The organism is Burkholderia stabilis (assembly GCF_001742165.1).
Classification (GTDB): Bacteria; Pseudomonadota; Gammaproteobacteria; order Burkholderiales; family Burkholderiaceae; genus Burkholderia; species Burkholderia stabilis.
On sequence record NZ_CP016442.1, the window covers coordinates 3,192,063 to 3,212,197 of the forward strand.

General features: G+C 69.3%; 21 protein-coding genes. 11 read left to right on the forward strand and 10 right to left on the reverse strand.

Annotated features, from left to right (window positions below):
• Window positions 1–226 precede the first annotated feature (226 nt).
• The 9 genes from BBJ41_RS14875 to BBJ41_RS14920 all read left to right on the forward strand — a co-directional run bounded on the left by BBJ41_RS14875 (window position 227) and on the right by BBJ41_RS14920 (window position 8,020).
• Window positions 227–1,414, forward strand: a complete 1,188-nt coding sequence (locus BBJ41_RS14875; protein WP_069747025.1) for an MFS transporter — start codon at window positions 227–229, stop codon at window positions 1,412–1,414.
• A gap of 99 nt (window positions 1,415–1,513) precedes the next feature.
• Window positions 1,514–2,071 (forward strand): single-stranded DNA-binding protein, encoded by a 558-nt coding sequence (locus tag BBJ41_RS14880; protein ID WP_069747026.1) that lies wholly within the window; start codon window positions 1,514–1,516, stop codon window positions 2,069–2,071.
• 119 nt (window positions 2,072–2,190) lie between these two features.
• Entirely contained in the window at window positions 2,191–2,742 is a 552-nt protein-coding gene (gene mug / locus BBJ41_RS14885) for a G/U mismatch-specific DNA glycosylase (protein WP_069747027.1), read from the forward strand.
• Window positions 2,729–3,352 carry a DNA-3-methyladenine glycosylase gene (locus tag BBJ41_RS14890; RefSeq protein ID WP_069747028.1) on the forward strand — a complete coding sequence of 208 codons (624 nt, stop codon included), beginning with the start codon at window positions 2,729–2,731 and terminating at the stop codon, window positions 3,350–3,352. The genes mug and BBJ41_RS14890 overlap by 14 nt, the downstream gene beginning before the upstream one ends.
• A gap of 102 nt (window positions 3,353–3,454) precedes the next feature.
• The gene (locus BBJ41_RS14895) at window positions 3,455–4,219 is read left to right on the forward strand and encodes a ParA family protein (protein WP_069747029.1); all 765 of its coding nucleotides are present in this window, start codon (window positions 3,455–3,457) and stop codon (window positions 4,217–4,219) included.
• Window positions 4,220–4,699: 480 nt separating this feature from the next.
• Complete coding sequence (gene phaP, locus BBJ41_RS14900; RefSeq protein ID WP_069747030.1) at window positions 4,700–5,281, forward strand: TIGR01841 family phasin; 582 nt, start codon at window positions 4,700–4,702, stop codon at window positions 5,279–5,281.
• A 292-nt stretch (window positions 5,282–5,573) separates the two neighbouring features.
• Window positions 5,574–6,755, forward strand: coding sequence for an acetyl-CoA C-acetyltransferase (locus BBJ41_RS14910; protein WP_069747721.1), 1,182 nt, complete (start codon window positions 5,574–5,576; stop codon window positions 6,753–6,755).
• A 216-nt stretch (window positions 6,756–6,971) separates the two neighbouring features.
• Window positions 6,972–7,715 (forward strand): acetoacetyl-CoA reductase, encoded by a 744-nt coding sequence (phbB, locus tag BBJ41_RS14915; protein WP_069747032.1) that lies wholly within the window; start codon window positions 6,972–6,974, stop codon window positions 7,713–7,715.
• Window positions 7,716–7,822: 107 nt separating this feature from the next.
• Window positions 7,823–8,020: a hypothetical protein gene (locus BBJ41_RS14920; protein WP_069747033.1), complete on the forward strand. Its 198-nt coding sequence runs from the start codon at window positions 7,823–7,825 to the stop codon at window positions 8,018–8,020.
• Window positions 8,021–8,102: 82 nt separating this feature from the next.
• Here BBJ41_RS14920 and BBJ41_RS14925 read toward each other — a convergent pair whose 3' ends face one another.
• The 10 genes from BBJ41_RS14925 to BBJ41_RS14970 form a co-directional block, all read right to left on the reverse strand.
• Window positions 8,103–8,402 (reverse strand): hypothetical protein, encoded by a 300-nt coding sequence (locus BBJ41_RS14925; protein WP_069747034.1) that lies wholly within the window; start codon window positions 8,400–8,402, stop codon window positions 8,103–8,105.
• A gap of 23 nt (window positions 8,403–8,425) precedes the next feature.
• Window positions 8,426–8,923 carry a hotdog family protein gene (locus BBJ41_RS14930; protein WP_069747035.1) on the reverse strand — a complete coding sequence of 166 codons (498 nt, stop codon included), beginning with the start codon at window positions 8,921–8,923 and terminating at the stop codon, window positions 8,426–8,428.
• The gene (locus BBJ41_RS14935) at window positions 8,923–9,738 is read right to left on the reverse strand and encodes a beta-ketoacyl synthase chain length factor (RefSeq protein ID WP_069747036.1); all 816 of its coding nucleotides are present in this window, start codon (window positions 9,736–9,738) and stop codon (window positions 8,923–8,925) included. Before BBJ41_RS14935 ends, BBJ41_RS14930 begins: the two co-directional genes overlap by 1 nt.
• Window positions 9,739–9,746: 8 nt before the next feature.
• Window positions 9,747–10,958, reverse strand: coding sequence for a beta-ketoacyl-[acyl-carrier-protein] synthase family protein (locus BBJ41_RS14940; RefSeq protein ID WP_069747037.1), 1,212 nt, complete (start codon window positions 10,956–10,958; stop codon window positions 9,747–9,749).
• Between the two features lie 63 nt (window positions 10,959–11,021).
• Complete coding sequence (locus BBJ41_RS14945) at window positions 11,022–11,912, reverse strand: polysaccharide deacetylase family protein (protein WP_069747038.1); 891 nt, start codon at window positions 11,910–11,912, stop codon at window positions 11,022–11,024.
• Window positions 11,909–14,371, reverse strand: coding sequence for an MMPL family transporter (locus BBJ41_RS14950; RefSeq protein ID WP_069747039.1), 2,463 nt, complete (start codon window positions 14,369–14,371; stop codon window positions 11,909–11,911). Before BBJ41_RS14950 ends, BBJ41_RS14945 begins: the two co-directional genes overlap by 4 nt.
• Entirely contained in the window at window positions 14,371–15,006 is a 636-nt protein-coding gene (locus BBJ41_RS14955; protein WP_069747040.1) for an outer membrane lipoprotein carrier protein LolA, read from the reverse strand. The genes BBJ41_RS14950 and BBJ41_RS14955 overlap by 1 nt, the downstream gene beginning before the upstream one ends.
• Window positions 15,003–15,980, reverse strand: a complete 978-nt coding sequence (locus tag BBJ41_RS14960; protein ID WP_069747041.1) for an LpxL/LpxP family acyltransferase — start codon at window positions 15,978–15,980, stop codon at window positions 15,003–15,005. The genes BBJ41_RS14955 and BBJ41_RS14960 overlap by 4 nt, the downstream gene beginning before the upstream one ends.
• Window positions 15,977–17,707 (reverse strand): acyl-CoA synthetase family protein, encoded by a 1,731-nt coding sequence (locus BBJ41_RS14965; RefSeq protein WP_069747042.1) that lies wholly within the window; start codon window positions 17,705–17,707, stop codon window positions 15,977–15,979. Before BBJ41_RS14965 ends, BBJ41_RS14960 begins: the two co-directional genes overlap by 4 nt.
• A gap of 64 nt (window positions 17,708–17,771) precedes the next feature.
• Window positions 17,772–18,413, reverse strand: a complete 642-nt coding sequence (locus BBJ41_RS14970; protein WP_069747722.1) for a COG4648 family protein — start codon at window positions 18,411–18,413, stop codon at window positions 17,772–17,774.
• A gap of 545 nt (window positions 18,414–18,958) precedes the next feature.
• Between BBJ41_RS14970 and BBJ41_RS14975 the strand changes: the two genes are divergently transcribed.
• Complete coding sequence (locus BBJ41_RS14975; protein WP_083281879.1) at window positions 18,959–19,243, forward strand: phosphopantetheine-binding protein; 285 nt, start codon at window positions 18,959–18,961, stop codon at window positions 19,241–19,243.
• A 115-nt stretch (window positions 19,244–19,358) separates the two neighbouring features.
• Window positions 19,359–20,075, forward strand: coding sequence for a 3-oxoacyl-ACP reductase FabG (gene fabG, locus BBJ41_RS14980; protein ID WP_069747043.1), 717 nt, complete (start codon window positions 19,359–19,361; stop codon window positions 20,073–20,075).
• The last annotated feature ends 60 nt before the right edge of the window (window positions 20,076–20,135 follow it).

Sequence of the window (20,135 nt, forward strand, 5' to 3'; positions counted from 1 at the left end):
TAACGGCTTTTCGAGGCCGTCGTTTGGGGCCCCCAGCCTTTACAGCAGGTGGCAGCAAGGCGGCGCCTGCGCCGGGGAAAGCGTCGCGCCGCGCGGTTCCGGGCGGCCTGCAGGCTGCCTGCATCCTGCCCCGACGCGTCGCCCGCCGGGCCTCCCGGGCCGCCGGTCCTGATCTTCCGCCGCCCGGTGCCGGGCGGACATTCCGATCATTCGAAATTCATTCCCGATGTCCAATCCGTCTGCCACGTCTTCCCGCATGAGTGCGCCCGAACTGCGCGCGACCACGTCGCTCGCGGCGATTTTCGCGTTGCGCATGCTCGGCCTGTTCATGATCATGCCGGTGTTCTCGGTCTACGCGAAAACCATCCCGGGCGGCGACAACGTGCTGCTCGTCGGTCTCGCGCTCGGGGCCTACGGCGTCACGCAGTCGCTGTTCTACATTTTCTACGGCTGGGCGTCCGACAAGTTCGGCCGCAAGCCGGTGATCGCCACGGGCCTCGTGATCTTTGCGATCGGCAGCTTCGTCGCCGCGTTCGCGCACGACATCACGTGGATCATCGTCGGTCGCGTGATCCAGGGGATGGGCGCGGTGTCGTCCGCGGTGCTCGCGTTCATCGCCGACCTGACCTCCGAGCAGAACCGCACCAAGGCGATGGCGATGGTCGGCGGCTCGATCGGCGTGTCGTTCGCGGTCGCGATCGTCGGCGCGCCGATCGTGTTCCACTGGGTCGGGATGAGCGGGTTGTTCGCGATCGTCGGCGTGCTGTCGATTCTCGCGATCGGCGTCGTGGTGTGGATCGTGCCCGACGCGGCGAAGCCCGTGCACGTGCCCGCGCCGTTCGCCGAGGTGCTGCACAACGTCGAACTGCTGCGCCTGAATTTCGGCGTGCTGGTGCTGCATGCGACGCAGACGGCGCTGTTCCTCGTCGTGCCGCGCCTGCTCGTCGACGGCGGGCTGCCGGTCGCCGCGCACTGGAAGGTCTACCTGCCGGTGATGGGGCTCGCGTTCGTGATGATGGTCCCGGCGATCATCGTCGCGGAAAAACGGGGCAAGATGAAGCCGGTGCTGCTCGGCGGCATTCTGGCTATCCTGATCGGCCAATTGTTGTTGGGCAGCGCGCCGCATACCATCCTGATTGTGGCGGCGATCCTGTTCGTGTACTTCCTCGGTTTCAACATCCTGGAAGCGTCGCAGCCGTCGCTCGTATCGAAGCTCGCGCCGGGTTCGCGCAAGGGCGCGGCCACGGGCGTCTACAACACCACGCAGTCGATCGGGCTTGCGCTCGGCGGCATCGCGGGCGGCTGGCTGCTGAAGCACGGCGGGGCGAACACCGTGTTCTACGCATGCTCGGGGCTCGTTGCCGCGTGGCTTATAATCGCGGCCAGCATGAAAGCGCCGCTGCGCAAGGCCTGAACTTATTTCCCAGGCACCGGCGGCGTTCGCCGGCTTGCCCGGCGGGCCGCTCCGACCACACGCGCGGGCGGCCCGGCATCGAATTTACTGGAGAAACACATGGCATCCGTCAACAAGGTCATCCTCGTCGGCAATCTCGGCGCCGATCCTGAAGTCCGTTACCTGCCGAGCGGCGACGCGGTTGCGAACATCCGTCTTGCGACGACCGACCGCTACAAGGACAAGGCAAGCGGCGATTTCAAGGAAATGACCGAGTGGCATCGCGTCGCGTTCTTCGGTCGTCTCGCGGAAATCGTCAGCGAATACCTGAAGAAGGGTTCGTCGGTCTATATCGAAGGCCGCATCCGCACGCGCAAGTGGCAAGGCCAGGACGGCCAGGATCGCTACTCGACCGAAATCGTCGCCGACCAGATGCAGATGCTCGGCGGCCGCGGCGGTGCGGGCGGCGGCGGTGGCGGCGGTGACGAAGGCGGTTACGGCGGCGGCTACGGCGGTGGCGGTGGCGGTGGCCGTGGCGAGCAGATGGAGCGCGGCGGTGGCGGCGGTGGTCGCGCGAGCGGCGCGGCGCGCGGCGGCGCTGGCGGCGGCGCGCAGAGCCGTCCGAGCGCACCGGCCGGCGGCGGCTTCGACGAGATGGACGACGATATCCCGTTCTGATCGGCAAGCCGGCACCCTGCATCACGATGGGCCCGAATATCCGAGTCAAGCCAGTCGCTTGGCCGGGTCTTCGGGCCTTCTTTCGTTTACGTCGATGTTCCTAGCGCGCCAGGCGAAACGTGGCTGACGAACTCCCCGACCTCATCGCCCCTCGTCTCGACGTGCTGTTCTGCGGGATCAATCCCGGCATGACCGCCGCCGCGACCGGGCATCACTTCGCCGGGAGAAGCAACCGCTTCTGGCGCGTGATCCATCTCGCGGGTTTCACGCCGGCGGAAATCGCGCCGCAGGACGATCGCGCAATCCTGCGGTACGGCTGCGGCGTGACGGCGGTGGTGAAGCGGCCGACGGCAAGCGCCGATCAGCTTTCGCGCGCGGAATTCGTCGCCGCGGCGACGGAGTTCGAGCAGAAGGTAGCGCGTTATGGGCCGCGCTTCGTCGCCTTTCTCGGCAAGGCGGCGTACTCGGCGCTGTCGGGGCAGCGCGAAGTCGCGTGGGGATTGCAGCCGGCACGCATGCAGCGCGCCAGCGTCTGGGTGCTGCCGAACCCCAGCGGAAGAAATCTCGCGTTCGGGCTCGACGATCTAGTCGATGCATACCGCCAGCTTTATCTGCAGGCAAAGACCCTTTCCGGTCGTCAACCGCAGGAGCAGCCGGATGCGACGCGGTAAGCCGGCATCCCCATGGCCGGGCACCGTGTTGCCGCGCGCCTTCTTCGACCGGACAGCCACCGACGTGGCGCCGCAACTGCTCAACAAGATCCTCGCTGCAGCGGATGGCCGGGCCGGCCGCATCGTCGAAGTCGAGGCCTATGCCGGTGCGATCGACCCGGCCGCGCATACCTACCGCGGCAAGACGCCGCGCAACGCGACGATGTTCGGGCCGCCGGGGCATCTTTACGTCTATTTCACGTACGGCATGCACTGGTGCTGCAACTGCGTGTGCGGCCCGGACGGCACGGGAACGGGCGTGCTGATCCGCGCGCTCGAACCGCTGCACGGGCTCGAACGCATGCGTGCGGCGCGGCCGCCGCTGACGCGTGATCGCGACCTGTGCCGCGGCCCGGCCAGGCTGACCCAGGCGATGGGGATCGATGGAACCCGGGACGGCATCGATCTCGTGGGGGCCCGTGAAGGGTTCGCGATCGTGGACGACGGCGTCGCGCCGCCGATGGATCTGGCGGGCGGGCCGCGCATCGGCATCCGCGTCGGCACGGATCTCCCGTGGCGGTGGAGCGTGCCCGGCAACCGGTATGTATCGGGCGTGCTGTCGCGCAACTGATGCGTGCCGTGCACAGTCTGCGCACAATTCGATCTGCGTCACGCGGCCGCCATTATTGACCGGCTAAGCTGGTCCTTTCGACGTTTCGATCGAGGGGACACCATGCGGCGGGTCGTATTCAACCAGAAGGGCGGCGTGGGCAAATCGACGATCGTCTGCAACCTGGCGGCGATCAGCGCGAGCGAAGGGTTGCGCACGCTCGTCATCGACCTCGACGCGCAGGCGAACTCCACGCGCTACCTGCTCGGCGACGCCGCGTCCGATGCGCAACCGGGCGTCGCCGGTTTCTTCGAGACCGCGCTGACCTTCAATTTCCGTCCGGTCGAGGTTGCATCGTTCATCCATCCGACCCCGTTCGAAGGGCTCGACGTGATGCCCGCGCATCCGGATCTCGACACGCTGCACGGCAAGCTCGAATCGCGCTACAAGATCTACAAGCTGCGCGACGCGCTGAACGAGCTCGACACCTATGACGCCGTGTACATCGACACGCCGCCCGCGCTGAATTTCTATACGCGCTCGGCGCTGATCGCGGTCGAGCGCTGCCTGATCCCGTTCGACTGCGACGATTTCTCGCGCCGCGCGCTGTACACGCTGCTCGAGAACGTGAAGGAAATCCAGCAGGACCACAACGCGGCGCTGGAGGTGGAGGGGATCGTCATCAACCAGTTCCAGCCGCGCGCGAGCCTGCCGCAACGGCTGGTCGACGAGCTCGTCGACGAAGGGTTGCCGGTGCTGGCGTCGAGGCTGTCGGCGTCGGTGAAGATCCGCGAGTCGCATCAGCAATCCACGCCCGTCATCCACCTCGAGCCGGGGCACAAGCTCGCGCAGGAATTCCGCGCGCTGCATCGCGAACTGGCCGGCTGATCTCGCGCATACCGGCGTCGTTTTTTTCATTACGACCCGCAATTCATCCGATCATTGATTCCGTCATTAATAATCCCGGAAACGATTTCAGAGTAAATCTGGAAAAACGATTACATAAGTGACCGCTTCATTTCCAATGCGTTCCTGTTTTCTAATAACCGGAATAATGAACTGGTAAATGTTGCGAAAAGTCACGGCGCGGTATGCTGTAAAAAAGAAAAAGCCCTTTCGGGGCGGGATGCCTGGGTATTTCCTCCGCAATGCCGGCATGCAGGGGGCTTCAGCGGCAGCCTGGGACGCGAATAAGGGTTTACACCTATCATTAATGCCATTTAATTGACAATTAATCGATCTAGAATGGCCTCCTTCACCTTCCCGCATCCAAGTGGAGTGGCGGGTTGTCAATAAGGAAGCGGGCTGTTCATCTGGCTTCCATTTTTCTTTACGTCGTCTCTCGCATTGCTAACAGGAGCGTGCCCGATGTCCGTATTTGCCCCCGAAAAACTCAGCGCCGATTATCAATCCGGTATCGCCGCGTGGTTTGCGATTGCCCGTCCGGCGATCCAAGGTTTCGAGGCTGTCGTCGAACTCAACCTGCAAGCGGCCCGGACGGCGCTCGAAGAATACGAGGACAAGCTGAAGAATGCGTTCAACAGCAGCAATCCGGCCGCAGGCTTCGCGCAGCAAGTGGCCGCGCCGCAGGAAGCGGCCGGCAAGGTCGTGTCGTACGGTCGCCACCTGTTCGACATCGCGGTGTCGACGCAATCCGAATGGGCGAAGGTCGCGCAGGCGCAATACGAACAGAACGACAAGCGCCTGAAGGACGTGCTCGGCGAATTGTCGAAGCATGCGCCGGCCGGCTCGGCGCCGGTGGTGGCCGCGCTGAATTCGGCGTTGTCCGCGGCGACCGCCGCGGCCGACTCCGTGCGCACAGCGACGGGGCAGGCAATCGAAGCCGCACAGAGCGGCTTCGATGCGGTCAGCGAAACGGCAACGCGCGGCGCCAAGCAGACGGCTGCCGCCGCGCGCAAGGACGCAGCGACGCGCGAATCGGCCGCGTAACTGCGGACGTGACCACGTGTCGCGCGCAGGCGCGGCACGATTGATCGGCACCGGATGACGCCGGACGCCGCGTGTGCCACGCGGTGTTCGGGGATCGTCCGGTTTGCCGCAAGGCGCGCGGTGCACCGACGCGCCACGCCGGCGTATTGTCGGTGCGGCCGCGCGCACAAGACGCGGCGGCGTGCGACCGCTATCGTGCCGGCTGGCGCGAGGTGCGTCTTCGCCACTTGCAGCCGGCTCGCACCGGCGTCAGAACGACGAACTGATACTGATTTCGATGCAGGAATTGAACATGACGGACGTAGTGATCGTATCGGCCGCGAGGACCGCGGTCGGCAAATTCGGCGGCTCGCTTGCGAAGATTGCGGCGCCGGAGCTGGGCGCGACGGTGATCCGCGCGGTGCTGGAGCGTGCGGGCGTGAAGCCCGAGCAGGTCAGCGAAGTGATCATGGGGCAGGTGCTGACGGCCGGTTCGGGGCAGAACCCGGCGCGGCAGTCGCTGATCAAGGCCGGGCTGCCGACGGCAGTGCCGGGGATGACGATCAACAAGGTGTGCGGCTCGGGCCTGAAGGCCGTGATGCTGGCGGCGAACGCGATCGTGGCGGGTGACGCGGAGATCGTGATCGCGGGCGGTCAGGAGAACATGAGCGCATCGCCGCACGTGCTGCCGGGCTCGCGCGACGGGTTCCGGATGGGCGATGCGAAGCTGGTCGACACGATGATCGTCGACGGCCTGTGGGACGTGTACAACCAGTACCACATGGGCATCACGGCGGAGAACGTTGCGAAGGAATACGGCATCACGCGCGAAGAGCAGGACGCATTCGCGGCGCTGTCGCAGAACAAGGCGGAAGCCGCACAGAAAGCCGGGCGCTTTGACGACGAGATCGTGCCGGTGTCGATTCCGCAACGCAAGGGCGAGCCGCTGCAGTTCGCGACCGACGAGTTCGTGCGTCACGGCGTGACGGCGGAATCGCTGGCGGGGCTGAAGCCGGCATTCTCGAAGGACGGCTCGGTGACGGCGGCGAACGCGTCGGGGCTGAACGACGGTGCGGCGGCGGTGCTGGTGATGTCGGCGCAGAAGGCGGCGGCGCTGGGCCTGACGCCGCTCGCGAAGATCAAGGCGTATGCGAATGCGGGCGTGGATCCGAGCGTGATGGGGATGGGCCCGGTGCCGGCCTCGCGCCGGTGCCTGGAGCGCGCGGGCTGGACGCCGGGCGACCTGGACCTGATGGAGATCAACGAGGCGTTCGCGGCGCAGGCGCTGGCGGTGCACAAGCAGATGGGCTGGGACACGTCGAAGGTGAACGTGAACGGCGGGGCGATCGCGATCGGTCACCCGATCGGCGCGTCGGGCTGCCGGATCCTGGTGACGCTGCTGCACGAGATGGCCAAGCGCGATGCGAAGCGCGGGCTGGCGTCGCTGTGCATCGGCGGCGGGATGGGTGTCGCGCTCGCGGTCGAGCGCGTCTGAGCAGGGTCTGATGACATCGCACGGACGCGGCGCCGGCCAGCGCAGCATCCGTGCGACACGGTTTTCGCGCACGACAAGCAGCCAACAACAAGCGCGATGTTCCGGTGCGTGCCGTGCCCGCGACGCGGGCGGCTGCGCATCGAAGCGGTGGGGCGGCAGCATGTGCCATGTCGCCGCCCCGCATCATCGTTTACTTTTTTGTCGGTAATTTATAGGATGACTAAGCGAATTGCAGTTGTGACTGGTGGAATGGGCGGCCTCGGCGAAGCAGTCAGCATCAGGTTGAACGACGCGGGCCACCGGGTAGTCGTCACGTATTCGCCGAACAACGCCGGCGCTGACCGCTGGCTGACCGAGATGCATGCGGCCGGCCGTGAGTTCCATGCGTATCCGGTGGACGTGGCCGATCACGATTCGTGCCAGCAATGCATCGAGAAGATCGTGCGGGACGTCGGCCCGGTCGACATTCTCGTGAACAACGCGGGCATCACGCGCGACATGACGCTGCGCAAGCTCGACAAGGTCAACTGGGATGCGGTGATCCGCACGAACCTCGATTCCGTGTTCAACATGACGAAGCCTGTCTGCGAAAGCATGGTCGAGCGCGGTTGGGGTCGCATCGTCAACATCTCGTCGGTGAACGGGTCGAAAGGCTCGGTCGGCCAGACCAACTACGCGGCCGCGAAGGCGGGCATGCACGGCTTCACGAAATCGCTCGCGCTCGAGATCGCGCGCAAGGGCGTGACGGTGAACACGGTGTCGCCGGGTTACCTCGCGACGAAGATGGTGACGGCGATCCCGCAGGACATCCTCGACACGAAGATCCTCCCGCAGATTCCGGCGGGCCGGCTCGGCAAACCCGAGGAAGTCGCGGCGCTCGTCGCGTACCTGTGCTCGGAGGAGGCCGGTTTCGTGACGGGCTCCAACATCGCGATCAACGGCGGTCAGCACATGCACTGACGCGTGGCGGCCCGGGCTGCGTTCGCACGCCGTCCGGGCCGTGTTCCGCTGTATCCAGTGCCGCGGCGGCGGCAGGCGCCGCTGTGGCCTCGCATTCCGGAGATGGCATGGGTGAAACCTGGATGGGACTCGTGATCGGCGGTTCGGCACTGGCCGTTGCGCTGACGATGGCGATCGCGCTCCACTGGCTCGAGCGGCGCCGTGCGCGACTGCTGCGGAACTTCGATCATCGCGATTGCTGGTTCGTCGCGTACGGCAAGTGCTTCGCGCGCAGGCCGGCACGCCGCATGCGCGGCGCGCGTTGACGGGGGCGACGTCGCGGCATCGCGACTGACGAGCGGTCGCGCATCGCGCGCATGCAGCCTGGGATGCGCGCGATGCGCGTGGTCAATCGTTCTTTTCGCTCTTTGCACCCGACTCGGCCGAACCGTTCTTGTGGAAGATCCGTTTCGTCGTGCGCTTGGTGGCGTCCCAGCCTTCGCGCGACGCGTGCGCGACCCCATGCCCGACTGCCTTCGCGGCGCTCGCGGTTGCATGGCCGAAGCTGCGTGCCGCCTCGCCGGTCTTGTGTGCGGCTTCCTTCGAATCGCGCTTGATGTCCTGCTTCACTTCCGACATGTCCGCGTGCGCGATCGGGCTGATCAGCGCAAGAATGAGTGCGGCGCCGATGATCTGACGAACTTTCACGACCTGGTTTCCTTAAGCAATCTTCATCGAGGATTCGTCCCGCCGGCAGGCGACGGGGCCAACGTGCCGGCCGCCGATGCGTCGAGCATCACGGCGGCGCGGCCCGAGAGCAGCACGCGATCGCTGCAGCGCAGCGCGAAGCCGTACAGCACCGAACGGCCGTCGCCGCTGACGCGTTCTGCGTCGATGGTGAGCGGCAGGTCGAACGTGTCGAGCCGGTCGACGAACGCGTCGACGTTGCGCACGCTCGCGAGATAGCCGGCGCGCGGGCGCGCTTCCGGCGCACCGAGCAGCGCGCCGTGCACGGCCATCGCCTGCGCCGCATATTCGATGCCGCAGACCGATGCGAGCCGGCCGTGCGAGCGCAGCGGGTTGTGCGGATCGCGGTGGCTCGTCGCGGTGCAGCGGATGCGTTCGGCGTCCCACGCATCGACCGTATCGAGCACGCACATCGCGCCGCCGTGAGGAATGTGCGCGGCGATCCATGTGTGGTCGAGCGGAGGCATCAACGTTGCGGCCATCACGCGCGCTCCACGAAGGTATCGGGCATCGCGACGTCGATCTGCACGCGCGTATCTTCCAGGTAGTCGAGCACGACGCGCGTCGAACGCTGCGCGGCGAGCGCGTCGAGCAGCGGCAGCACGCGCGCGGCCGGGTTGCCGGTGCGCAGCGTTTCGAAACCGGCGTGCGCGAGCGTCGTGGCCGGCGCGTCCGTGAGCTGCACGTCGATGCGGGCGAGGGCGCGCTCGCTTGCGTCGGGCGCGAACACGAGCGCGACGCCGAATGCGTCGGCGATCGGCCGCACCGCGTGCAGCGGTTCCGGGTAGTCGGTGTCGTACGCGATCAGCAGGCTCGGCACGCGATCGACCGCGACCTGGCACAGGCTTTCGAGCAGGCCCGCGGCGAAGCTGCCGTCGTGCGCGCACAGCACGTTCGACGTCGCCATCGCGCGGGTCGCGATGCTCCAGTAGCCGGCCGGTGCGTTGTGCACGGAGTTGTGGAAACGTGTCGGCGACAGCTGCCGATCGTCGCCGGCGAGGGTTTCGCAGATCGCGTGGCAGTTCTGGCCGTCGCCGCCGGATGCGCTGAACACGGTCGCGAGCGTGGCCGCATCGCGTCCGCTCGCGGTTGCCGCTTCGTGGCCGACCGCGAGCGCGACGCGCACGACGGGGCCCGTGCGGCGCCGTTCGGCCGACGGCAGGCCGGCCGGCGGCGGCAGCGCGGTGCGCGCGGGTACATAGGGTGTGCGGCCCGAAAGCGCGTCGGCCGCGTGCGGCCAGTCGTTCAATCCCGGCCCGACGAGGCCGATGCTTTCGATGAAGGCGGTGAGCGTCATGTCGGGCCTCAACGGCGTGCGTGGCCGGCGCGGCCGAGGATCAGGCTGCAATTCGTGCCGCCGAAGCCGAACGAATTGGAGAGGACGGCGCGTACGCGCGTATCGCGGCTCGCGAGCACGTAGTCGGCGGCGAGCGCCGGGTCCGGTTGCGTCGTGTTGACGCCGGCCGGCACGAACTGTTCGCGCAGCGCGAGCGCGGCGACGACCGCTTCGAGCGCCCCGGCCGCGCCGAGCGTGTGGCCGGTCGCGCCTTTCGTCGAGCTGCACGGCGTGCTGGCGAACAGCGCGCCGACCGCGCGGCTTTCGGCTGCATCGTTGCTCGGCGTCGCGGTGCCGTGCAGGTTCACGTAGTCGATGTCGTTCGCGCCGAGGCCGGCGGACGCGAGCGCCTGCTCGATCGCAACGCGTGCGCCGAGTCCTTCCGGATGCGGCGACGACATGTGATGCGCGTCGCTCGATTCGCCGATGCCGAGCAGCAGGATCGCGTCGGCGTCGAGCGCGGCGGGTGGTTCGGGCGCGCGTTCGACGAGCGCGAACGCGGCGGCCTCGCCGATCGAGATGCCGTCGCGCACGACGTCGAACGGCCGGCAGGGCAGGCGCGACAGCAGTTCGAGCGAATTGAAGCCGTACAGCGTCGTCAGGCACAGCGAATCGACGCCGCCGACGACGGCCGCGTCGATCAGCCCGGCCTCGATCATCCGGCGCGCGGAGCCGAACACCTTTGCGCCGGACGAGCACGCGGACGAGATCGCCATCGCCGGCCCGCGCAGCGCGAAATACGCGCGCACGAACGCGGCCGGCGAATACGGGTTGTGGGTGTGCGCATAGCGGAAGCCGGTGGGCAGCGCGCCGCTTGCCGGATCGCGATGCCGGTACGCGTGTTCGGTTTCGAGGATGCCGGCCGTGCTCGTGCCGACGAACACGCCGACGCGCGCCGCGCCGTAGCGCGCGACGGCCGCCGCGACGCGCGCGTCGAAGCCGTCCTGCACGAGGCCGAGCTGCGCGAGGCGGTTGTTGCGGCATTCGAAGTCGGCGAGATCCGCGCGCACGGGCTGCGCATCGACACCGTCCACCGCACCGATCCACGTGTCGAGAGCCGCGCGCTCGAAGTCGCACGGTGCGAGCCCGCCGCGTGCGTGGCGCAGTGCGTCGAGGGTCGCGTCGAGGCCGCGGCCGATGCAGCTGGTGGCGGTGAAGTGCGAGAGCAGGAGAGGTTTCACGAGGGTCGCATCCGGTGGCCGGAACGGGCGCCGCAGCAGGGCTGGCAGGCGCGCCGTTCGCGGTCAGATTTTATCAAACGGGGGTGTCGCAACGCCCGGCTGGCCGGGCGGTTCGGGCGCGAGCGCCGCGCGCAACGTGGTCCAGTGCAGCTGCGCATCGGCGGCCGCGCGCAGCACGGCCTGCAACACGTCGAGCACGACCGGTTCGCCGCGCGCGTCGCGCGCCGCATGGCCGTCGTGCACGAGCAGGATGTCGCGCGGTTCGAGGCCGTGCAGCAGGCGGCGCGTGACGGTCGCGGCATCGCGCGCGCGCGTGTCGAAGCCGCGCCGCGTCCAGCTCGCCAGTTGCAGGCCGAGCTCGCACAGCACCGGTTCGAGAAACGGATTGCGCAGGCCGGCCGGCGCGCGGAAGAACAGCGGGCGCGTGCCGGCGATGTCGGTCAGCGTCTGTTGTGCGGCCGCGATCTCGCGTCGCAGCGCGGCCGGCCCCGACAGCGAGAACGTGTGCCGGTGCCGCTGGCTATGGTTCTCGATTGCATGCCCGCGCGCGACGATCGCTTCGATCCACCGCGGATGACGGCGCGCGAGATCGCCGATGCAGAAGAACGTCGCGCGCGCGTCGTAGCGCTCGAGCAGGTCGAGCACGCGCGGCGTGACGTCCGGGTCGGGGCCGTCGTCGATCGTCAGCGCGATCCGGCGGCCGGCGCCGGCCGGCAGGCGCGTCCAGTTCGGGCCGAGCAGCGTGCTGCGCGGCCACAGGCCGGCGGCGGTCAGCGCGAGATGCGAGGCGACCACGCTGCCGACGGCCCACGGCCACGCGGCCGGCTGCGCGACGACCGCGGCGGCGGCGCCTGCATGCAGCGCGGCCGTGCCCGCGATCAGCGGCGTCGGTTTCCAGCGGCGCACGCCGGATTGCCCGGCCTGGCGCGGCGGAACGGACTGCGGTGCGTTCATGCGCGGTCTCCCTGGAAGCGATCCGCCGCTGCGGCGCGCGGCGCGAGAATCGCGGCGAAGGCGAGCGCGAGCATCGCGCCGGGGCCGACGGTCAGCCCGAAGGTTTCGAGCAGCGGCACGCGCGACAGCGCGAGCAGCCCGAAGCCGGCGACCGTCGCGAGGTTCGCGATCAGCAGCGACACGAGCGTGTACGGCGTGACCGGTTGTGCGTCGTCGCGCTTGCAGAAGAACAGCGCGTAGTTCGAGCCGACCGCGACGATCAGCAGCATCCCGACGAGGTGCAGGATCGTCAGTTGCACGCCGGCGAGCGCGAAGCCGGCCGTCACGACCAGCACGGCCGCGACGAGCGGCGCGAGCGCGCGCACCACGCGGCGCGGCGAACGCAGCGCGATCAGCAGCAGCACGGCGATCGCCGCGAACCCTGCCAGCGACAGCCGGATGTCCTCGTGCACGTAGCTCACGTACAGGCGGTCGGCTTCGGCCTTCATGTCGACGAACAGCGCATCGGGCACGCCGGCGCGCGCGACGGCCGCGCGTATCGGCGTTGCGTCGAGCGCAGGCTGCGCGGTGCGTGCGGCGTCCGGCGCGCGCAGCGGCAGCATCGCGCTCCAGCGGCCCGCGCGTTCGGTCAGCAGTGCATCGACGGCCAGCGCCATCGACGTGCCGCGCATGTCCGCGCGCGTCAACAGCGGTGCATGGCGTGCGGCTTCGACGTCGGCGATGAACGGCGCGAACAGCTCGGGTTTCACCGCGATCGGCTGGTTCGCGACGGCGTCGCGCATCCGCGCGGCGAGCACGTCCGCATCGGGCAGGCTCGCCTGGCGCGCGCGCTGCGCGGCGTCGCTCGGCAGATAACGCGCAGGGCTTTCGAAGCCCGCGAGCGCGCCGCGCTCGACGAGCGGCTGCAACTGCGCGGCGACCTTCTCGGCGCCTTCGAGCGCGGCCTGCTCGGTCGGTGCGGATATCACGACGAGGTAGCGCACGTCGGGCGCGCCGACATCGGCGCGCAGCCGCGCGTCGAGCGCTTGCGCGTGCGCCGGTACGGGGCTCAGCGCGGCGAGCTCGCGGCTCCACAAATCGTCGCGATGCAACACGAGCGTCGTGCATGCGGCGGCGACGAGCACGGCGAGCGGCCAGCGCAGCCGCGGCGCGGCGTCGGCCGCGCGCGCGAGCACGGCGCCGACGCGCGACACGTCGCGGATCGCGACATGCTCGCCGCGCAGGTGCGGCAGCACGAAGCGTGTGACGAGCGCGGCGGCCGTCAGCCCGACGATCGAATACAGCCCGAGCTGTACGAGGCCCGGGAATCCGGAGAACAGCATCGACGCGAATCCGCACACGGACGTCAGCACGCCGAGCCGGATCGTCGGCCAGTACGCGGCGAGCCATGCGCGTGTCGCGTCGGCGGGGCGCGCGCCGCCGCGCGTGCCGGCCTGCGCCGATTGCACGAACAGGTAGATCGAGTAATCGACGGCCTCGCCGATCAGCGTCGTGCCGAAGCCGAGTGTCAGCCCGTGCACCGTGCCGAACGCGGCGCTGACCGCCGCGATCCCGGCCGCGACACCCGTCAGCACCGGCAGCAATCCGAGCGCGAGCGTGCGCGGCGAGCGGTATAGCGTCAGCAGCAGCGCGACGATCAGCACGACGCTCGCCGTCGACAGCCGTTCGACGTCGTGCCGGATCGTGTCGCGCATGTCGACCGAGAACACGCCGGGGCCCGTCATCGCGAGCGTGGTCGCGGCCGCGTTCGGCACGGTTTGCTGCGCGGCGGTAAACGCGCGGCGCACCGTGTCGATCGCGCGTGCCTGCGCATCGGTATCGGAGCCGGCGGCGGCCGTCTGCGCGACGAGCACCGCGCGCGTGCCGTCGCGCGACGCCCACACGCCGTCGCGGCTAGCCGGTTGCGCCGCGCTGTCGAACTGGTCGACGAGCACGCCGATTTCGCCGGTCGGATCGCGCGGCAGCATCGCTTTGGCCACGAGCCCGGCCGACGAACTCAGCAGGTCGAGGCTGTCGCCGAGCGCCTGGTGCAGACCGGCGGCGCTGAAGCGTTGCGGCGTGACGGCCGGGCTCAGCAGGTAACGGTGATCGAAGGCGAACTGCCGGTCGCGCGCATCGTTCGCGGCTTCGCCGTTGTGAATGGCCGCGAACTGCGGATCGGCGCGCAGCGCGCCGGCGACGCGCTTCGACAGCGCCGCGCGCGTCGTGGCATCGCCGCCGTCGATCGCGACGAGGATCAGCCGCGACACGATGCCGTCGCGCAACTGGTCGACGAGCACGCGCTGCCCGGCGCTCGGCGAGCGCGGCAGGAACGCGGACAGGTCGGCCGTGAAGTGCGCGCGGCCGATCGCGACGCCGCACGCGACGAGCGCGAGCAGCCACACGAGCACCGCGCGCTGCCGCAGCGCGTGCAGCGCGCGCGCGACGGGCGGGGGCGAAGGCTGGGTGCGTTCGTCCATCAGTTCGGGTTCGCCGGAACGGGTTGCAGGCGCATCACCGAATGATCGCCGTCGGCCTGCCGGATCGTGACGCTGCGCAATACGTCGCGCGTGCCGTCGAGCGTGATCGTGCTGACGACCTTCAGCATCCGCGCGTCGAGCGGCGTGAGCGTCAGCGTCCAGTCGTCGCCGCGCCCGGCGAGTGCGACCTTGTAGACCTGTTCGAGCGCGAAGCGGTTGCCGGACAGCGTCGCGCGGATGCTGTCGATGAACGCGCCGAGTTCCGGATAGCGCGCGAGCGCGAGCGTGTACTTGCGGTTGTTGCGCTCGACGGTGAGCATGTCGCTGTCGACGACGAGGTGTTCGGGCTTCGGGCTCAGCGTGTGCTTCTCGAGGTGATCGGGCGCGACGAACACGAGCTCGCCGGACGACTCGACCGGCTGCGTGGCGATCGACAGGTACTTCGTTTCGGTGAACGTCGCGCGCCCCGATTTGTGCTGCGCGAGCGTCGACATCAGCCGGTCGAGGTTCCAGCCCGAACCGGTATCGGCTGCCTGCGCGGGCGCGGCCAGTGCGAGCGCGGCAGCGGTGAGCATCACGGCGGCGCGCCGCAATGCGGGCGCGAGCGATGGCAGGAAGCGGCGAGCGGCGGTCATGCGTCGGAATCCTTCGTAGCGGGCAGGCCGGCGCCGGCGCGCGCATCGTCGCGGCGCGTGGCCGCGGTATCGCCGCCTTGCCAGAAATCGAAATAGTTGAACCAGTTGTACGGTGCGGCGCGGCAGTACTTGTCGAGCAGCGCGACGTAGCGCGCGAGCGCCGCGTCGACGGCCGCCGCGCGCGCATCGCGCCGCACGTCGGAGAAATCGGCGAGCGTCTCGAAGTGCACATCGTAGCGGTTGCCGTCGCGATAGAGGCCCGTCATGAAGATCACCGGACGCCGCAGCATCGCCGCCATGTAAAGCGGCCCGAGCGGGAACGCGGCCGGCGCGCCGAGCAGCGGCAGCCGCCGCAGCGACGCGGCGGCGTCGTCGAGCAGCGTGCGGTCGGCGAGCATGCCGATCATGCAGTTCGCGTCGAGGCGCTCGCGCACCTTCAGCATCGAGTCGACCTGCCCGAGCGCGATCACTTCCGGCTGCGCCGCGGGATTCACCGCGGCGAGCGTCGCGTTGATCTTGCGCGCGTTCTTCTCGTACATCGTGACGACCACGCGCAGATCGGGGTGCGTGCGGCCGATCGCGCGCACGACCTCGAAGCTGCCGAGGTGCGCGCCCATCAGGAATGCGCCGCGCCCGGCTGCGAGCGCATCGTCGACGAGCGTTTCGCCATGCAGACGAATGTCGAACAGGTCGAAGCGTTCGTTCATCAGGTAGACGCGGTCGTGGATCGTCGCCGCGAACGTGAATACGTGCCGATACACGTCGCGCCAGCGCGCGGGCCGGCCGAGCACACGCCGCAGGTAGTCGCGCGACGCGGCGCACGCGACCGGCGAGAACAGCACGAAATACGTCGCGATCAGATGCAGCACGATGCGTGCGCGCTGCCGGCCGAAGCGCAGCGAGATCCACGTCATCGCGCGCAGCAATCCTGCGTTGCTGCGCTCCTGGCGTTCGGCCCACGCGGTGCGCTTCATGGCTGCGCGCCATCCTGTGCGGCCGGCGGCGCGGACAGCACGCCGCTCGCGACGTCGCGCGCCCCGGCGCGCAGCGTGAAGCGGATCGCGCCGCTGGCTGCGGTGTCGAACGCGAGGTCGAGCGGTTCGCCGGGCGCGACCGGGCTCAGGAATTTCGCGGAGCCGAGCCGCCACGTGTGCAACGGGCGATTCAGCGCCGCGCCGATCGCGTGGATCGCGTGATCGAGCAGCACGACGCCCGGCACGACAGGATGACCGGGGAAGTGGCCGGGCAGCGCCGGGTGATCGGCCGAAATCGTGAATCCGGGCGCGGGCGTGTCGGCGGCATTGCGCGCAGGCGTCGGCGCGGCTGCCGTGCGTGCATGTCGCGCAACGAGCGCGGCGAGCACGTCGCGCGGCAGCTTGCCCGTTTCGTTGCGCGGCAGTGCGTCGACGAACACGAGCGGACGCGGCATGAACGCCGGATCGATCCGCTCGCGCAGCGCGCGCTGCAGGTCGGCGGCCGTGAGCGTCGGCGCGACGACGAGCGCGACGAGGCGCGTGACCGGTTCGACGTCTGCGGGCGTGGTTTCGTCGGGCATGAAGAACACGCCGTCGACGACCTCGGAAATCGCATTGAGCTGATGGTTCAGGTACGCGAGCGACGTGCGCTTGCCGGCGATGTTGACGAGATCCGCTTTGCGGCCGTGCAGCAGGAACCGGCCGTCGCCGAGCAGTTCGAGCGCATCGCCCATCGGCACCGGCGCCTCGACGTGCCCGCCCGATACCCAGACGGTCGGGCCGCTGCCGTCGTCTGCCGGCTCGTCGCGCGCGTCGAGCCTGATGCCGGGGAACAACTGCCACGCGGCGCCCTGCGACGTGCGACGCGTCGCGATCTGGCCGGTTTCGGTGCTGCCGTAGATCTCGACGAGCGGCGCGTCGAGCGCGGCCTCGGCTTCGCACGCGAGCTTTTCCGACAGCGGCGCGGTGGCCGACAGCACGAGCGCCGCGCGCGGCAGCGTCTGGCCTGCCGACAGCAGCGCGCGCAGGTGGATCGGCGACGTGACGAGCACGCGCGGCTGCGGGATCGTGTCGAGCTCGTCGCGGATGTCGACCGGGTAGAACGGCTGGCGGTTGCTGAACGCGAGGCCGCCGATCAGCGCGAGCAGTACCGTCGATTCGAAGCCGTACATGTGCTGCGCGGGCACCGTGCCGATCAGTGTGGCCGCGCGGCCGTCGAGCAGCCCGAGGCGGTCGGCTGCGGCGCGCACGCAGCCGACGAGGAAGCCCCAGGTCTTGCGGTGCGGCACCGGCGCGCCGGTCGAGCCGGACGTGAACACGTAGGCCATGATTCGCGCGGCATCGATGTGCGGCACGGCGAACGGCGCATCGCTCGCGAGGTCGCCCGGTGCGGCGTCGGGATACGCGAAGCGCGGCAGGTCGATCGCGCAGTCGGGTGTGTCGTGCAGGCAGAACGCATCGGGCGCGAACGACGCGAGCTGGCGGACCATTTCCGGCGTGTGCGTCGACGGCAGCAGGCTGACCTTGCCGGCGACGAGCGCCGCGCACAGGCTGACCGCGAAGCGGTAGCGGTCGCGGCACACGTTGAACACGTGTGCACCGGCGGGCAGCGCGGCGGCCACGCGCGCGACGTCGGCGACGAACGCGCGCACGGAAACGGGCGTGCTGTCGCGCCAGGCGATCGTCTGGTCCGGCGAGGAATGGAATACCAGCGGGTGAGTCGGCATAAATCGGTAAAAACGGGAGCGAAGGCCGGCGCGGCCGCGTTGCGGCGCCGCGCCGGCCGTGAATTCATCGTGAGGCCGACGATGCGCGATACGCGCGCACCGCGTCGACCATCCGCGGCCGCGGCTCGTGCGGCAGCGCGAAGCGCCGGCACGCATGCTCGGCGGCGAACATCACGACGACGAGCGGCAGCGACAGGTAGTTCGCGAACGTCGACCACGTGACGATCGGCGCGATCGCGAACAGCAGCGTCGACACGGCGGCGATCGCGACGAAGAACAGCGTCCACGCGAGCGTGATCTGCCGCGTATAGCGCGCGACGGCCGGCGTGACCGCGCCGTGGATCATCGTCGCGAAGCGCGTGCACAGCGGCACCTGGCCTGCCGCGAGCGTGCGGCCGAACAGCAGCGCCATCGCGACGTTGAAGCTCGCGTGTTCCAGATACAGACCCCATTCGAAATGCCGCGCGAGCGGCGCACGCGCGGCCCACAGCGCGGCGGCCGCCAGCAGCCACGCCGGTACGAGCCAGGCGCGCCTCGGCGAGCGCAGCGCCGCGCCGAGCGCGAGCAGCAGCGGCGGCACGAGCGCCATCGCGAGGCCGAAGCCGTGCGCGCCGGGCGTCGCCGCCGCGTAGTGCGCGCCGGCCTGGTAGGCGGCCACGGCGCCGACCGCGGCGACGCCGCGCGCGATGGACTGCAGCCTGCTCATCGGCGGCCTCCGCGCGGGCGCGGGCACGCGCCGCCGGCGGCCGGGCGGCGGCGGGCAGGCGGGCAAACCGGAACGGAGCGGAAGGACGGGCGCGGCATGACTGGCGACATCGGGCGGATCGTGGCCGGACGCGGTGGTCGGGCCGTCAAACATCATATGAATGGCGGCCGGGACGCGGGTCCGGGCCGGTTGTGGAGCACGCCCATTTTAGGGCCGCCGCACCGCGTGTTCGGGGCGGGCGCGAACGGCTTTTGTAACCGATTGTATGGCGCCGGACGACGCGTTTCGCGGGGTCGGTCCATTTCCATCCGAAGCGGCTCAAGCGTCTCGTGCATTCGGGTCCTGAAACGGGCCGCTGCGCCGGCCCGCCAGTCTGTAACCATTGGCGGTATACGGCCCGATACCCCTTCGTCTAGAATCCGCGTAACTTTTACAAACGATCCCCAAATAACGCAGGCGGGGAAGCCGGCAGACGCCGGAGGGACGGAGATTCGCACGCGCCGGGCGTGCACGACGGTCGTCGTTTCCGGGCGCCTTCCGCTGCCATGGGCCGCCTGCTCGCACGCATGATGAACGCACTGGAACAAGAGCTCGCCACGCTGATCATCGGCGAACTGAATCTCGAAGACGTCCCGCTCGAAACAGTGACGGCCGGGACCCCGCTGTATGGCGAGGGTTTCGGGCTCGACTCCATCGACATCCTGGAAATCGCGCTGCTGATCTCGAAGAAATACGGCTTCGAACTGCGCTCGGACAATCCGGACAACCAGACGATCTTTGCGACGCTCGGCGCGCTGGCCGCCTACGTCGCCGCGCATCGCACGAAGTGACGCGACGGCGTCGCGCCCGGGCGCGGCGCGCAGGTGATGACGGCATGCGGCGGCGATCATGAGACGATTCGCCGCCGCGTCGATCGAGGGGAAACGCGATGAACGGAGCAATTCGATGCGGGCGCTCGTGACGGGCGGCAGCGGCGCACTCGGGCAGGCGATCTGCGCGGCGCTCGCGCAGGCCGGCCATGAAGTGTGGGTGCACGCGAACCGCCATCTTGCGCAGGCGGAGGCGGTCGCGCAGCAGATCGTCGCGGCCGGCGGCAGCGCGCACGCGATCGCGTTCGACGTGACCGACGCCGACGCGACGCTCGCCGCGCTGGCGCCGTTCCTCGACGATGCGCCGGTGCAGATCCTCGTCAACAACGCGGGCATTCACGACGATGCGCCGATGGCCGGCATGTCGCGCGGGCAATGGCACAGCGTGATCGACGTGACGCTCAACGGTTTTTTCAACGTCACGCAGCCGCTGCTGCTGCCGATGATCCGCACGCGGCGCGGGCGCATCGTCAACATCGCATCGGTGGCCGGCGTGACCGGCAATCGCGGGCAGGTCAATTACGCGGCCGCGAAGGCGGGGCTGATCGGCGCGACGAAGTCGCTGTCGCTGGAGCTCGCGTCGCGCGGCATCACCGTGAACGCGGTCGCGCCCGGCATCATCGAATCGCCGATGGCCGAACGGGCGTTTCCCGCCGAACGCATCAAGCAGCTCGTGCCCGCGCAGCGCGCGGGCCGGCCCGACGAAGTCGCGGCGATGGTCGCGTATCTGGTGTCCGACGCCGCGGCCTACGTGACGGGGCAGGTGTTGTCCGTCAACGGCGGGCTCGCATGACGCAGCGCGGCGCCGGCCCGACGTAACGCAACGCGGCGCATCGCCGCGAGGTCGCGTGGC